At 52.5% G+C, this 14,567-nt stretch carries 13 protein-coding genes and 4 pseudogenes; 2 read left to right on the top strand and 15 right to left on the bottom strand.

What is annotated here, in order from left to right; translation table 11 throughout:
- Positions 1–2: 2 nt before the first annotated feature.
- From istA (SOPEG_RS25815) to SOPEG_RS01030, 7 genes and pseudogenes are all read right to left on the bottom strand, one after another.
- Positions 3–752 (bottom strand): annotated as a pseudogene (gene istA, locus SOPEG_RS25815) (IS21 family transposase); the annotation flags it as partial.
- Positions 753–937: 185 nt separating this feature from the next.
- Positions 938–1,225, bottom strand: a complete 288-nt coding sequence (locus SOPEG_RS01005; RefSeq protein WP_025243973.1) for a YqjK-like family protein — start codon at positions 1,223–1,225, stop codon at positions 938–940.
- 89 nt (positions 1,226–1,314) lie between these two features.
- Positions 1,315–1,695, bottom strand: a pseudogene (locus tag SOPEG_RS01010) (phage holin family protein); the annotation flags it as partial.
- A gap of 5 nt (positions 1,696–1,700) precedes the next feature.
- Positions 1,701–2,006, bottom strand: a complete 306-nt coding sequence (locus SOPEG_RS01015) for an ElaB/YgaM/YqjD family protein (RefSeq protein WP_025243975.1) — start codon at positions 2,004–2,006, stop codon at positions 1,701–1,703.
- Positions 2,007–2,434: 428 nt separating this feature from the next.
- Positions 2,435–2,794, bottom strand: a complete 360-nt coding sequence (gene mzrA, locus SOPEG_RS01020) for an EnvZ/OmpR regulon moderator MzrA (protein WP_158382309.1) — start codon at positions 2,792–2,794, stop codon at positions 2,435–2,437.
- Positions 2,795–2,820: 26 nt separating this feature from the next.
- On the bottom strand, positions 2,821–3,492 hold the full coding sequence (locus SOPEG_RS01025) for a DedA family protein (RefSeq protein WP_025243977.1): 672 nt from the start codon (positions 3,490–3,492) through the stop codon (positions 2,821–2,823).
- A 31-nt stretch (positions 3,493–3,523) separates the two neighbouring features.
- On the bottom strand, positions 3,524–3,898 hold the full coding sequence (locus SOPEG_RS01030; protein WP_025243978.1) for a hypothetical protein: 375 nt from the start codon (positions 3,896–3,898) through the stop codon (positions 3,524–3,526).
- Positions 3,899–4,442: 544 nt separating this feature from the next.
- Between SOPEG_RS01030 and SOPEG_RS25820 the strand changes: the two are divergent.
- Positions 4,443–5,056, top strand: a pseudogene (locus SOPEG_RS25820) (DUF969 domain-containing protein).
- Between the two features lie 10 nt (positions 5,057–5,066).
- Here SOPEG_RS25820 and SOPEG_RS01040 read toward each other — a convergent pair.
- From SOPEG_RS01040 to SOPEG_RS01075, 8 genes and pseudogenes are all read right to left on the bottom strand, one after another.
- Positions 5,067–6,275 (bottom strand): IS256-like element ISSoEn2 family transposase, encoded by a 1,209-nt coding sequence (locus SOPEG_RS01040; protein ID WP_025243979.1) that lies wholly within the window; start codon positions 6,273–6,275, stop codon positions 5,067–5,069.
- 294 nt (positions 6,276–6,569) lie between these two features.
- Positions 6,570–7,319, bottom strand: coding sequence for an IS21-like element ISSoEn3 family helper ATPase IstB (istB, locus tag SOPEG_RS01045; RefSeq protein ID WP_025243980.1), 750 nt, complete (start codon positions 7,317–7,319; stop codon positions 6,570–6,572).
- An 11-nt stretch (positions 7,320–7,330) separates the two neighbouring features.
- On the bottom strand, positions 7,331–8,881 hold the full coding sequence (gene istA / locus SOPEG_RS01050) for an IS21-like element ISSoEn3 family transposase (RefSeq protein WP_081742890.1): 1,551 nt from the start codon (positions 8,879–8,881) through the stop codon (positions 7,331–7,333).
- Positions 8,882–8,974: 93 nt separating this feature from the next.
- On the bottom strand, positions 8,975–9,244 hold the full coding sequence (locus SOPEG_RS01055) for a 3'-5' exonuclease (RefSeq protein ID WP_081742891.1): 270 nt from the start codon (positions 9,242–9,244) through the stop codon (positions 8,975–8,977).
- Between the two features lie 162 nt (positions 9,245–9,406).
- A complete protein-coding gene (locus tag SOPEG_RS01060) occupies positions 9,407–10,330 on the bottom strand; it encodes an IS5 family transposase (protein WP_025243983.1) in 924 nt (307 codons plus the stop codon).
- Positions 10,331–10,405: 75 nt separating this feature from the next.
- Positions 10,406–10,660: pseudogene (locus SOPEG_RS01065) on the bottom strand (transposase); the annotation flags it as partial.
- Between the two features lie 423 nt (positions 10,661–11,083).
- The gene (locus SOPEG_RS01070; RefSeq protein ID WP_025243985.1) at positions 11,084–12,007 is read right to left on the bottom strand and encodes an IS5 family transposase; all 924 of its coding nucleotides are present in this window, start codon (positions 12,005–12,007) and stop codon (positions 11,084–11,086) included.
- Positions 12,008–12,109: 102 nt separating this feature from the next.
- Entirely contained in the window at positions 12,110–13,033 is a 924-nt protein-coding gene (locus tag SOPEG_RS01075; RefSeq protein ID WP_025243986.1) for an IS5-like element ISSoEn1 family transposase, read from the bottom strand.
- A 217-nt stretch (positions 13,034–13,250) separates the two neighbouring features.
- Here SOPEG_RS01075 and SOPEG_RS01080 point away from each other — a divergent pair, with 217 nt between their 5' ends.
- Positions 13,251–14,174, top strand: coding sequence for an IS5-like element ISSoEn1 family transposase (locus tag SOPEG_RS01080; RefSeq protein WP_025243834.1), 924 nt, complete (start codon positions 13,251–13,253; stop codon positions 14,172–14,174).
- Positions 14,175–14,567: the final 393 nt, after the last annotated feature.

A 14,567-nucleotide genomic window follows, 5' to 3' on the forward strand; every position in this document is an offset into this window, starting at 1 on the left:
GTCGCCGGTAGCACCACTGTCTCATAGTGATTTGCCAGCGCCTGGTAGCTCTGGTTTATGACCGGCTCATAGCGGTCAGGGGTGCTGACAGCGCTGCGCAGATTATCAGGTATCATCAGCTCCGGAACCCCACCCATGAAGTGGAGGCAGCGGCTATTGGCGTTGAGCCACGATGCCATGTCCTGGCCTTCGCAGGCTTCGATATACGCATAGCCTGACACGCTCATGGCAGCGACGAAGATAGCGACCTGGCGTACGCTACCGGTCGCAGGGTTGACGATAGGTACGGTGGGGCCACAGAAGTCGATGAAGAGCTTTTCGCCAGCCTTGTGCTCCATGCGCATGGAACGCCGCTGCTTCTTTTTCCAGTCACGGAACAGTGCACAAAACTGTGAGTAACCGAGGGCATCACCGCCCACGGCGGACTGATATTCCATCCAGAGCAGCTGCTTGGTCATGCCCTTGCGGCTTAGCTCGGTATCGATATTAAGCCAGCTGGGTAAGGTATTGATAACTTTTCCGGATTTGCCGGGATAGAGCAGGCGGTCGAGGTCGACGGGGGACAGTTCCGCCGGCAATGGCCAGACCAGGTTAGCTACCGTGAATCGGCCGAGGATATCGTGCACAGTAGTACAGCCTATGCCGAGCGCTGCTGCGATAGTGCGATTCGAGCGACGCTGCTCGAATTTCATACGTAAGACATTAATATATATGTACATTTCCGTTCTCGCTTTCTTCTTTTTACGTGCCATGCCCCCGGAAGCTAAAAGTCTCCAGAGTATGGCGGAATAGAAGATGAGCGATCGGACAGAATCGGAATCGCTGATCGGGCGACCGGAATCAGTGATCGGATGAAATCAGAATTAGTGATCGGGTGAAATCGGAATCAGTGATCGGATGTGACCGGAACCAGCACGCCCCTCGATTCGGGTGAAGGCTAGCGGGTTTCCAGCGCCTTACGCACCATTTTGACCGCGCCCAAGATGCCAATGCCTCGTTTCGCCCAGCGCATAAGTCGGCTGGGGTGACAAACGTTGTACAGCGCCAATAGACTGGTGCCCGCAATCAGATAGCGGCGGAAACTTAACAGACGCATCCAGCGCCGATCCCAAGGGGCGGTGACGAGCTGCCACCGGCGGCTTTGCACGCCCAGCGCCTGGCGCTGTTGCTGGATTTGGTGCAGCAACAGCAGCTTTTTGGCGTGTTTCGGCTTGGGTTCGCTCATTTTGCCTCCGCAATCCTGTCGCGCTGCTTACTTTTTACCTCTTCCTCGTGCTTGCGTTCGGCTTCTTCGTTTTTAATTTCATCCTGAAGCTTTTCAAGAATGTTACGATCCACCTGCAACTCCTCGCGCGTTGCGCCAAGTAACGAGGATTTCCGCGCTTTAGCTAAGGTCACCACCGCGCCGACGATCGCCAGCAGCAGTATGCCGGTCGTGGAGGCGATCGCCGTCAGGCGGTATTGCGGATCGATGGCCAGGACCACCAGTACCAGCAGACTCATCAGACCAAACGCGGCAAACAGCAGCGTGATACCGGCCATCATCAGCATCTGGATGATATTGAATTTTTCCTCCTCCAGCTCCACTACGGTCAGGCGCAGTCGGGTCTCTACCATACCGACGACAATAGTAAGGATTCGCTGGGCGATATTGAATAAGCCATTACCAGGGCCCTGGTTTTGCTGTTCGATCATAATGATTAGCGCCGTGTAATAAGTGCACCGAGGATAAAGCCGACCACGGCGCCAACGCCAATGCCCGCCCAAGGATATTCGTGTACGTATTCATCTGCCTTACTGGCCACCACACGGGTTTGCTCCTCCAGACGCTCGCTGCCATCGCCAAGACGGCTGCGGGTATCCTTGAGCGCGCGCTCCGCTTTAGTACGCAGTTTTTCAAACTCGGCTTTGGGTTTTTGCGCGGAACCACGCAACACTTCTTCCAGCGTATCCGCCAGTGATTTCAATTCCGCACGTAAATGTTCAGAAGTGGCATCTTTGACCATGGTTAGACTCCTTCAAGGCTTTGGCATCGGGGGCGGGGGTGAAAAAAAGCCCGCGTCCACCCGACCAACCATTAATTATTTTTAACCCTGCTACGCCCTGAGCCGTGTTGCCCGCCGGCGCTGATAGCGCCGATGAAACCTCCCGGCGTCATGAGCCAGGCATGAAGCGCGGCCTGTAGCGGCGTACCGCGGGGTGAGAGGTCATTGCACCGGGTGCGTTGAATCCGGGTCGTCATGCTAAAAGCCAGAAGGGCTTCTGATGTTTAGCGCTTAAGGTAAGCGTAGCCCCGGATCCGCTAAACCGCAAAAATGTGGTAACAATTTCTTAGGGTTAATCCGGTTAAAGACAAGGCCGCCTGACGGCGGCAGTGGGCAGTGGGTCGGCGAGCACGCCTGCTTGGCAAGGACGGCACGCCGAAGCGGCGGGGTTAACCCAGACGCTCCTCATCGGCGGCAGGACGGTATAGCCACTGCCAGGCGCTGTAGCGGCGGCTTTTCAGTATCGCATAGCCCTCGGGCAGGTGACTTTGCAGCACCAATTGCGCCGCCTGCGCTTGTTCCGGGGTGTCCAGATGAATAATCATACTGTCCTTGGCGGGGGTAATGCTTTTCACGTGGATACCGCGATCCTCAAGCAACTGATAGAGAAAAAAACCGTCCGGCAGCGAACCGCGTTCGCGGGCAACGGTGATTTGCAGCGTGCTGTCGTCGCGGCACAGCGTCGGCAATAACAGCGTCAGCGACACCACCACCACCACCGCCAGCAAACCGAGGCGGGAGCGTTTCATAAGGCCAAAACAACCTGACACTTTCATCATTCTTTATCCGAATCGGTAAGCCGTTTACGGCGCCAGATGACCACCAGCGAACTCACCAGCCCGATAGTCAACAGCGCCAGCGGCAGCAGCATCAGGCACAGCATCAATTCCTCTTCATAGCGCTGAAACACCGGCGTTTTCCCGAGGATGAACCCGACGAGCGTTAAGATAAACACCCATAGAAAGGCGCTGATCCAATTAAAAAAATGAAAACGCGAACTGCCTAGGCCGGACAAACCGGCGATAGTCGGCAGCAGCGTTCGCACAAACGCGACGAACCGGCCGATAAGCAAAGCCGAAAGCCCATGGCGATGAAACATCCGGTAGGCCCGCTGATGATAGTGCGCTGGAAGATGCGCCAGCCAGCTCTTCACCAGCCGGTTATTTTCCAGCCATTTCCCCTGTATGTAACTAATCCAACTGCCCAAGCTGGCGGCGACGGTCAGAAGCAGCAGCACGAGAGGAAAATTCAGCGTCCCTTTTGCAATCAGCACGCCGATTAATATCAATAAACTGTCGCCGGGTAAAAAGGCGGCGGGCAGTAGGCCGTTCTCCAAAAAAAGGATGACAAACACCAGCAAATAAATGGTCCAAACCAGGCTGGGATCGGAAAGTGTTTCAAAATCCTGTTGCCAGATGGCGTGCAACAGTTCCTTAAAGATATCCATTGTGTATTCTTAACCATTGACGGCATGTCATCTACTGCCCGCCGCCGAACCGGAACAGAGGAAGCGAACCCGCGGCGTTGGCTTCGGAACGCACGCTTACGCGCCTATCAACCGCGAACGGCAAGGAAAACGCTGCTCTATCCGCGCCGGCGAAACCCGTCCCTGCGTCTGAAGCGAGAGAAAAACCGCGCGCGAAACGGCGGCTGGCGAACCGGCTGAAGTGTAAAAAAATCATCCACACTGTAACAAAACCAACTCCATTGAGACAGTGTAAATATAGCCGAAAATGCCACGAGATGGGCGCTTTTAAGGGGAAAAATAGGCCCTGCGCCGTCAGTTTTACATCGGCTGACATAAAATCACGCTTACTGACTTTATCCGCCCGCGCCGCCGCCTCGCGCTGCAAAATAGCGCCGGCTAAGCCTTAATGACGAGCGGCGGCGGCATCCCTCATCGGGCATGAAAACGCGTCTAAGGCGGCGACCGGCGCGACAGGGACAGCGTTGAGGGTGGCGAAGAGCGTTGTCAAACAGAAGAGATCGCGTTAGCCGGCAAAAAGGTCTGGTCGGAAAGCCTGCAAAAAAAAGGCAATTTGCCGCGCCATACGGTAATAAAACAGCATAAAAAACCAGCGGTAAAGATATTTATGCCGGCCGACTTCTTTGCATAGCAGATAATTAACGCCGTAGCTATCTTGCGCGCGTGCGGTAATCCCTTACGCACAGCGATGATAATTCCCCGCTTCGCTTCTCGTCAGGCCGATTATGCGCCGTCGCGGGTGCGTACTTTTTATTCTGTTAAAAAAGGATCGATAATTAAATATTCCAAATTCTTTGGAAATAGCTTAGAAAGAGGTTTACCCATTGTTCGGGCTGGCCAGCGGAAGGCTATTCCTTAAGCCTTCAATCACTCGGGTGAAGGCCATTCTCATCATTTTTTGGGGTATCATTATGTGGCCTTTAATAGGCATCGTTATCGTTATTTTCGGCTTTGCGCTACGTTTCAATCCTCTGGTGGTCGTAACGCTTGCGGGCTTTATCACCGGGCTGACCAGCGGCCTGGATTTGCCTGCGGTAATAAGCGATTTTGGTACCGCCTATGTGCAAAATCGTTATATGGCGCTTATCTGGCTGGCGCTGCCGGTCATCGGGCTGCTGGAGCGCAACGGACTGCGCGAGCAGGCGCAGTGCCTGGTGACGCGCATCCACTCCGCGTCGCTGTCGCGCATTCTGATTCTCTATATGCTGATGCGGCAGTTAACCGCCGCGCGGGGCTTGACCGCGCTCGGCGGCCATGCACAAATGGTGCGGCTACTGATAGCCCCCATGGCCGAAGGGGCGCGCGTAAACGGTTGGGGGATTTACCCCAGGCGGAGCGTGAAAAAATCCGTGCGCACTGTGCGGCGGTAGATAATATCGGCGTATTCTTCGGCGAAGACATATTTATCGCCATCGGCTCGATCTTATTGATGAAAGGATTTATGGAGCAAAACGGTTATATTATCGAGCCGCTGCATTTTGCCGTCTGGGCCATTCCCACCGACCCTGTACACGATTCTGTGTAAATGCCTTTTCTCAGAAGTGATCGTCCAGGCGGTCACCGAACTCGATAATAAAGCGGCTCATTGCTATGCGCCAGTCCCTCAAAGGCATTGTCCATTTCTGTGAGGCCGCCTGTATCGCCAGCCACACCACCTTTTTCACTGCGTCGTCGGTCGGGAACACCTTGCGCTTTTTGATGGCATGCCGGATCACGCTGTTTAACGACTCGATGGCGTTGGTCGTGTAGATCACCTTGCGGATGTCCGTTGGGTAGGCAAAGAACGTGGCCAGATTGGCCCAGTTTGCCTGCCAGCTTCGACTTATTTGCGGGTAGCGGATGTCCCAGGCACTGGAGAACGCTTCCAGCGCCTGCAAGCCGGCTTCTTCCGTAGGGGCCTGATAGATAGCTTTCAGGTCGCGGGTGACGGCCTTGTAGTCCTTCCAGGAGACGAACCGCAGGCTGTTGCGCACCATATGTACGATACACAGCTGGAGCCGCGCCTCCGGATACACCGCGTTAATAGCGTCAGGGAAACCTTTCAGCCCGTCTACGCAGGCGATAAGGATATCGTTCAGGCCGCGGTTTTTCAGCTCTGTCAGCACGTTCAGCCAGAACTTTGCGCCTTCATTTTCGGCCAGCCACATACCTAGCAACTCTTTCTGGCCTTCGATGTTGATGCCCAGCGCCAGGAACACAGATTTGTTGATGATGCGGCTGTCCTGCCGGACTTTTAGAACGATACAGTCAAGATAAACAATGGGATAGACTGCATCCAGAGGCCGGTTTTGCCATTCGACAACCTGCTCCATGACCGCATCGGTGACCTTTGAGACCAGCGCCGGCGAGACATCGGCGTCATACAGCTCTTTGAACGCGGCGGCGATCTCGCGGGTGGTCATCCCTTTGGCGTACAACGATAAAATCTGGTTATCCATCCCGGTAATCCGGGTCTGGTTCTTCTTCACCAGTTGCGGTTCAAAGGAACCGTCACGATCGCGCGGAGTACGCAGCGCCAGCGGGCCATCGCCAGTGGTAACGGTTTTTGTGGAATAGCCGTTGCGGGCGTTGGTCCCCGGTTTAGGCTGATTTTTATCGTAGCCGAGGTGCTGGGTCATTTCGGCATTGAGAGCTGCTTCGACGCTGATTTTTTTCAGCAGCCGATCGAAGTGACTGAGATCTTCAGGGGTTTTGAGATTTTTGGCCAGTTCGTTAGCCAGAGCCTGCAACTGTTTTTCGTCCATAAATTAACCTGTTTTTGATGTTGGATTGAACATATCAAAATCAGGCAAATACACAAATTTCTAAACAGGCTCTTCCCACCGCCTTTTTTGCGTTTATCATTCATAGCTGCCGCGTGGCATTTTACCAGCGTGCGCTTATTCGGCGCTATGCCGCGCAGAACAAAACGCGGGCAGTGCAGATTCCGACGTATCCGATCAGCTGTTCCGGCGACATCCGATCAGTTATTCCGATATTTTCCGATCACCCATTCCAGTGATATTCGATCACGTGTTCGCTCATCTTCTGACTCGGGTTTAGTCTATTTTTCCTGTGCTGGCTACTCCTTGCTCTTTGCGTAGTGATTCGCCTTTAAGTTCCAGTCTATAGCTGGGGTGTACTAACCGATCGAGTAACGCGTCAGCTGTCGTGGGGTTTTCTATCAGTCCATACCATTTTTTCACCGGCAGTTGACTGATCAGGATGCTGCTGCTTTTGTCGTAGCGATCTTCCATCACCTCCAACAGCATCGTTGCCTGCATCGGACTTATTGATTCTAGGCCCACGTCGTTCAAGATCAGTAACTCTATTTTTTCTAACTGCTTAAGCTGTTTTAGATAGGTCCCGTCTACCTGACACTGGTGAAGATGGGCCAGCAACCGACCCACTCGCCAGTAACGCACGCTATATTGCTGCCGGCATGCCTGCTCACCAAGCGCACAACTGAGCCAGGTTTTGCCCGTACCTGTCGGCCCCGTGATGAGTATGCTTTTCTGATATTTCAGATATTGTCCCCCTAGCAGATCTCGCATCTGTTCCGGTGTCACTCCTCGGCTAGGGATATAACGGATATCTTCCGGTTTTGCCTGCAAGCGCATTTGCGATTGCCGTCGCATACGGCATATGTGGTTGTTTTTTCTATGCAAATTTTCCACTTCTACCATCAGCGACAACCGCTCCTCGAACCCCAGCTCCCCATAACTCCCCGGGAGTTCGCGTTGCGTCTCCAACGCCTGGACCATTGCCGACAACTTCAGCTCTCGCAGAGCCATTAACAGTGTATCCATATTTATTCTCCTTAGTGATAACTGTCCGGACCTCGGAGGTTTTCGTGAACCAGCATTGATACGCCGGCTCCGTCCTGGGTGACCTCACTTTCACGACCGTGTTTCAATACGTTGGCTATGAAAGAGCGGTTAATGCACCCTTTCTCCAACGCCAGCGCGCAGGCCTTCTCCAGTCGCGTCGTCTCATAGCGCCGTTGCAGATTGAGTAGCCCCAGCACGGAGCGGTAAGCCTGCTCCGGATGGGCTTTGCTCTTTTGGATGGACTCGACCACTTTCAGTGTGCACACACCCACCGACAGCGCCCAACTGCACAGCCTTTCCGGCGTCCACTGACTCTGCCCCTGATGGTTAGCCGGCATGTGCGCCGCCTGAGTCGTGTGCCTATAGGCATTATCGCTGCGAGGGTGCGTAGCCACGCAGACGCCCTTATGGTGGATTTGCACCAGCCGTTGGGTGGCGATGACGTCAACGCGCTCGCCAACCAGCGGATGCGGCACCGAGTACCAGTTTTTGCCGTAGTCTATGTGGTAATCAGGTCCCACTCGGGCAACGAGATACTCACTGTATTCCCATTGTGTGGGCGGTAGAGGCCCAAGAGCCGGTTTGTCCAGCTGCTCGAAGCGTTCAAGGCGACTTTGTCCGCCGTAATGACGCATCGGGCGCAGATTCAACTCATGATTGAGTTCTCGTATCACCTGGTTGAGTTCGGCCAGCGAGTAGAACCTACGTTTACGCAACCGGGCCAAAACCCAGCGTTCTACCAGCTGCACAGTTGATTCTGCTTTCGCCTTGTCTTTCGGTTTTCTCGGGCGCGCCGGTAGCACCACTGTCTCATAGTGATTTGCCAGCGCTTGGTAGCTCTGGTTTATGACCGGCTCATAGCGGTCAGGGGTGCTGACAGCGCTGCGCAGATTATCAGGTATCATCAGCTCCGGAACCCCACCCATGAAGTGCAGGCAGCGGCTATTGGCGTTGAGCCACGATGCCATGTCCTGGCCTTCGCAGGCTTCGATATACGCATAGCCTGACACGCCCATGGCAGCGACGAAGATAGCGACCTGGCGTACGCTACCGGTCGCAGGGTTGACGATAGGTACGGTGGGGCCACAGAAGTCGATGAAGAGCTTTTCGCCAGCCTTGTGCTCCATGCGCATGGAACGCCGCTGCTTCTTTTTCCAGTCACGGAACAGTGCACAAAACTGTGAGTAACCGAGGGCATCACCGCCCACGGCGGACTGATATTCCATCCAGAGCAGCTGCTTGGTCATGCCCTTGCGGCTTAACTCGGTATCGATATCAAGCCAGCTGGGTAAGGTATTGATAACTTTTCCGGATTTGCCGGGATAGAGCAGGCGGTCGAGGTCGACGGGGGACAGTTCCGCCGGCAATGGCCAGACCAGGTTAGCTACCGTGAATCGGCCGAGGATATCGTGCACGGTAGTACAGCCTATGCCGAGCGCTGCTGCGATAGTGCGATTCGAGCGACGCTGCTCGAATTTCATACGTAAGACATTAATATAGATGCACATTTCCGTTCTCGCTTTCTTCTTTTTACGTGCCATGCCATGCCCCCGGAAGCTAAAAGTCTCCAGAGTATGGCGGAACAGAAGATGAGCGATCGGACAGAATCGGAATCGCTGATCGGGCGACCGGAATCAGTGATCGGATGAAATCAGAATTAGTGATCGGGTGAAATCGGAATCAGTGATCGGATGTGACCGGAACCAGCACCACCACAGCAGAGTCTCTTCCTCTGGCTGGCCGTATTGGCGTGCGGCCTGATAATCGATACTTTCGTAAAATATTTGTCCAACCAGCCCTGTTGCCGGCTCAAACATCACCGCCGCTACCGACAATATCGGGCAACCGGCTTTTTTACCCAGCGTTTCGATATCGAGCATTACGTTATTCATGGGTCTGTTCATGATTTTTCCTCAATGCTGTTTTTTATAAAGCATGACCGCCGGTTTCATTTGCTGGCGAATTGCGTCTGAATAAATCATGCATTGCCGCGCGTCATAAAAACGCAGGCGCTTTGTTGAATAAATCCGAAATTTGTGACGACTTCCTCCCTATCAGGGCGATTGTTACATGATGCGGACGCTGTTTGGCATTCCTAACAGTGTGATCCGGTTAAGTGCTTTAACCATTGCCATTGCCTCACCTACCTGCGCGTCATAGTCATGCAGACTCAGATGACCACCCAGAAGTGTTTTAAACCGGAACATGGCCGTTTCAGCCAGTGAACGCCGGTGATAACCTACTTTCTTTTTCCAGGTATCGTTATTGCCGCTCAGATGCTGATTTGCCACCGCATGGTTACGCTCATAGTATCGAGCTGGCCAATATTGCGCACCACTTCGCGGTGGGATAAGCGGCTTTATTTTTTTCCTCAGCAGAGCATCATGACAGTAACGCGTATCGTAAGCACTGTCAGCCGACGCTTCCCTGATTTTCCGGTGGGTTTGGTTAATCAGCCCGGGCAGCGCCTGCGCATCTGTCGTACCGCTTAGCGATAAATCGGCACAGATAATTTCATGTGTCACGCTATCTACTGCCAGATGAAGCTTGCGCCATACTCTGCGCCTCTCAGCCCCATGCTGCCTGACTTTCCATGCGCCTTCGCCGAAGACTTTCAGGCCGGTGCCATCGATGACCAGGTGTGAGATTTCGCCGCGGGTTGGCGTTTTTATGCTGATGTCGACGGTTTTTGCTCGCCGGCTGACCAGAGAGTAATCTGGGCAGCGCAGCGACAGCCCCATCAGTTTAAAAATCGAGTCAACGAAACCCTGTAACGCCCGGAGCGAAAGGTTAAACACGCGCTTTATCATCAGAACCGTGGTAATGGCCATATCGGTGTAGTGAAGCGGCCGGCCACGATGTTCAGGTGGTGTACTCTCAGTCCATGCAGCAATGGCTGACTCATCAAGCCATACTGTCAGGTCCCCCCGCTGCCTGAGCGCATTGTTATATGCGGGCCAGTTGGTAATTTTAAACTTTTGCTTTGCCATGGGGACCTGATGTTGAAACGAATGTAGTGATCATAGCCGCCAGTCACCTAAAAGTTCTATTTATTCAACAAAGCCCCCCATCAGTTTAAAAATTGAGTCAACGAAACCCTGTAACGCCCGGAGCGAAAGGTTAAACACGCGCTTTATCATCAGAACCGTGGTAATGGCCATATCGGTGTAGTGAAGCGGCCGGCCACGATGTTCAGGTGGTGTACTCTCAGTCCATGCAGCAATGGCTGACTCATCAAGCCATACTGTCAGGTCCCCCCGCTGCCTGAGCGCATTGTTGTATGCGGGCCAGTTGGTAATTTTAAACTTTTGCTTTGCCATGGGGACCTGATGTTGAAACGAATGTAGTGATCAGAGCCGCCAGTCACCTAAAAGTTCGATTTATTCAACAAAGCCAAACGCAGGCTGAAGGGCACCGGGACGAGGCGTGACTCCTGCACCAGACTGCGGTCATTAAGATAATAAACACAGCGATTACCGTTATCCCTATATTCACATTTAATCACACGATATAACATGTTTATGTCCTCCCGAGTGGGTAGAGAAAAACAGGCATGACGTTTATTTGGCGCAAGCCAGCACCGGCGGATTGACGCCATTCTAAAACAGAGTATTAATGCATTCTTTATTCAGTGTTTCGGTGTCAGCCACGCTTTGTTGAATAAATCCGAAATTTGTGACGACTTCCCGCTTTGTTGAATAAATCCGAAATTTGTGACGACTTCCTTCCTATCAGGGCGATTGTTACATGATGCGGACGCTGTTTGGCATTCCTAACAGTGTGATCCGGTTAAGTGCTTTAACCATTGCCATTGTCTCACCTACCTGCGCGTCATAGTCATGCAGACTCAGATGACCACCCAGAAGTGTTTTAAACCGGAACATGGCCGTTTCAGCCAGTGAACGCCGGTGATAACCTACTTTCTTTTTCCAGGTATCGTTATTGCCGCTCAGATGCTGATTTGCCACCGCATGGTTACGCTCATGGTATCGAGCTGGCCAATATTGCGCACCACTTCGCGGTGGGATAAGCGGCTTTATTTTTTTCCTCAGCAGAGCATCATGACAGTAACGCGTATCGTAAGCACTGTCAGCCGACGCTTCCCTGATTTTCCGGTGGGTTTGGTTAATCAGCCCGGGCAGCGCCTGCGCATCTGTCGTACCGCTTAGCGATAAATCGGCACAGATAATTTCATGTGTCACGCTATCTACTGCCAGATGAAGCTTGCGCCATACTCTGCGCCTCTCAGCCCTATGCTGCCTGACTTTCCATTCGCCTTCGCCGAAGACTTTCAGGCCGGTGCCATCGATGACCAGGTGTGAGATTTCGCCGCGGGTTGGCGTTTTTATGCTGATGTCGACGGTTTTTGCTCGCCGGCTGACCAGAGAGTAATCTGGGCAGCGCAGCGATAGCCCCATCAGTTTAAAAATCGAGTCAACGAAACCCTGTAACGCCCGGAGCGAAAGGTTAAACACGCGCTTTATCATCAGAACCGTGGTAATGGCCATATCGGTGTAGTGAAGCGGCCGGCCACGATGTTCAGGTGGTGTACTCTCAGTCCATGCAGCAATGGCTGACTCATCAAGCCATACTGTCAGGTCCCCCCGCTGCCTGAGCGCATTGTTATAGGGGGGCCAGTTGGTAATTTTAAACTTTTGCTTTGCCATGGGGACCTGATGTTGAAACGAATGTAGTGATCATAGCCGCCAGTCACCTAAAAGTTCGATTTATTCAACAAAGCCACGACTTCCTCCCTATCAGGGCGATTGTTACATGATACGGACGCTGTTTGGCATTCCTAACAGCGTGATCCGGTTAAGCGCTTTAACCATTGCCATAGCCTCACCTACCTGCGCGTCATAGTCATGCAGACTCAGATGACCACCCAGAAGTGTTTTAAACCGGAACATGGCCGTTTCAGCCAGTGAACGCCGGTGATAACCTACTTTCTTTTTCCAGGTATCGTTATTGCCGCTCAGATGCTGATTTGCCACCGCATGGTTACGCTCATGGTATCGAGCTGGCCAATATTGCGCACCACTTCGCGGTGGGATAAGCGGCTTTATTTTTTTCCTCAGCAGAGCATCATGACAGTAACGCGTATCGTAAGCACTGTCAGCCGACGCTTCCCTGATTTTCCGGTGGGTTTGGTTAATCAGCCCGGGCAGCGCCTGCGCATCTGTCGTACCGCTTAGCGATAAATCGGCACAGATAATTTCATGTGTCGCGCTATCTACTGCCAGATGAAGCTTGCGCCATACTCTGCGCCTCTCAGCCCCATGCTGCCTGACTTTCCATTCGCCTTCGCCGAAGATTTTCAGGCCGGTGCCATCGATGACCAGGTGTGAGATTTCGCCGCGGGTTGGCGTTTTTATGCTGATGTCGACGGTTTTTGCTCGCCGGCTGACCAGAGAGTAATCTGGGCAGCGCAGCGACAGCCCCATCAGTTTAAAAATCGAGTCAACGAAACCCTGTAACGCCCGGAGCGAAAGGTTAAACACGCGCTTTATCATCAGAACCGTGGTAATGGCCATATCGGTGTAGTGAAGCGGCCGGCCACGATGTTCAGGTGGTGTACTCTCAGTCCATGCGGCAATGGCTGACTCATCAAGCCATACTGTCATGTCCCCCCGCTGCCTGAGCGCATTGTCCCCTGCGGGCCAGTTGGTGATTTTAAACTTTTGCTTTGCCATGGGGACCTGATGTTGAAACGAATGTTGTGATCATAGCCGCCAGTCAACCTAAAGTTCGCTTTATTCAACAAAGCCCAAATCGTTATTTTTTCCGTCCTCATTATCGTTCAAACATGACTCTCTATAGGGCGACTCGGCTTTGGGCTTTGTTGAATAAATCGAACTTTTAGGTGACTGGCGGCTATGATCACTACATTCGTTTCAACATCAGGTCCCCATGGCAAAGCAAAAGTTTAAAATCACCAACTGGCCCGCATATAACAATGCGCTCAGGCAGCGGGGGGACCTGACAGTATGGCTTGATGAGTCAGCCATTGCCGCATGGACTGAGAGTACACCACCTGAACATCGTGGCCGGCCGCTTCACTACACCGATATGGCCATTACCACGGTTCTGATGATAAAGCGCGTGTTTAACCTTTCGCTCCGGGCGTTACAGGGTTTCGTTGACTCGATTTTTAAACTGATGGGGCTGTCGCTGCGCTGCCCAGATTACTCTCTGGTCAGCCGGCGAGCAAAAACCGTCGACATCAGCATAAAAACGCCAACCCGCGGCGAAATCTCACACCTGGTCATCGATGGCACCGGCCTGAAAATCTTCGGCGAAGGCGAATGGAAAGTCAGGCAGCATGGGGCTGAGAGGCGCAGAGTATGGCGCAAGCTTCATCTGGCAGTAGATAGCGCGACACATGAAATTATCTGTGCCGATTTATCGCTAAGCGGTACGACAGATGCGCAGGCGCTGCCCGGGCTGATTAACCAAACCCACCGGAAAATCAGGGAAGCGTCGGCTGACAGTGCTTACGATACGCGTTACTGTCATGATGCTCTGCTGAGGAAAAAAATAAAGCCGCTTATCCCACCGCGAAGTGGTGCGCAATATTGGCCAGCTCGATACCATGAGCGTAACCATGCGGTGGCAAATCAGCATCTGAGCGGCAATAACGATACCTGGAAAAAGAAAGTAGGTTATCACCGGCGTTCACTGGCTGAAACGGCCATGTTCCGGTTTAAAATACTTCTGGGTGGTCATCTGAGTCTGCATGACTATGACGCGCAGGTAGGTGAGGCTATGGCAATGGTCAAAGCGCTTAACCGGATCACGTTGTTAGGAATGCCAAACAGCGTCCGCATCATGTAACAATCGCCCTGATAGGGAGGAAGTCGTCAAAAATTTCGGATTTATTCAACAAAGCGATCCACACAGATAAAACCTGATGGAAAAACCGTCAATCCACCATAAAAAGCCAGCACAAAAATGATGGCTATTGCCCTTAGACCATCGATATCATAGAGGCATTTCATAAAAATCTATATTTTTCAATTAATTATAATAAAAACAGTTCATTGCAGCTCATCTGCAGCCTTACCCTAACGTATTTTGCATCATTGTTAAATACACTCGTTTATGGGAACTCCCAGCTTAATATTTATGCCGACATATTAATCAATGCTGGATTACCTCTTTAGCTATTACAGGTTAACATTTTGATTTTAAATTAAAATATTTCTCTTCCCGTGTTATTACTTATAG

The sequence above is a fragment of the Candidatus Sodalis pierantonius str. SOPE genome (assembly GCF_000517405.1).
Taxonomy (GTDB): Bacteria; Pseudomonadota; Gammaproteobacteria; order Enterobacterales; family Enterobacteriaceae; genus Sodalis_C; species Sodalis_C pierantonii.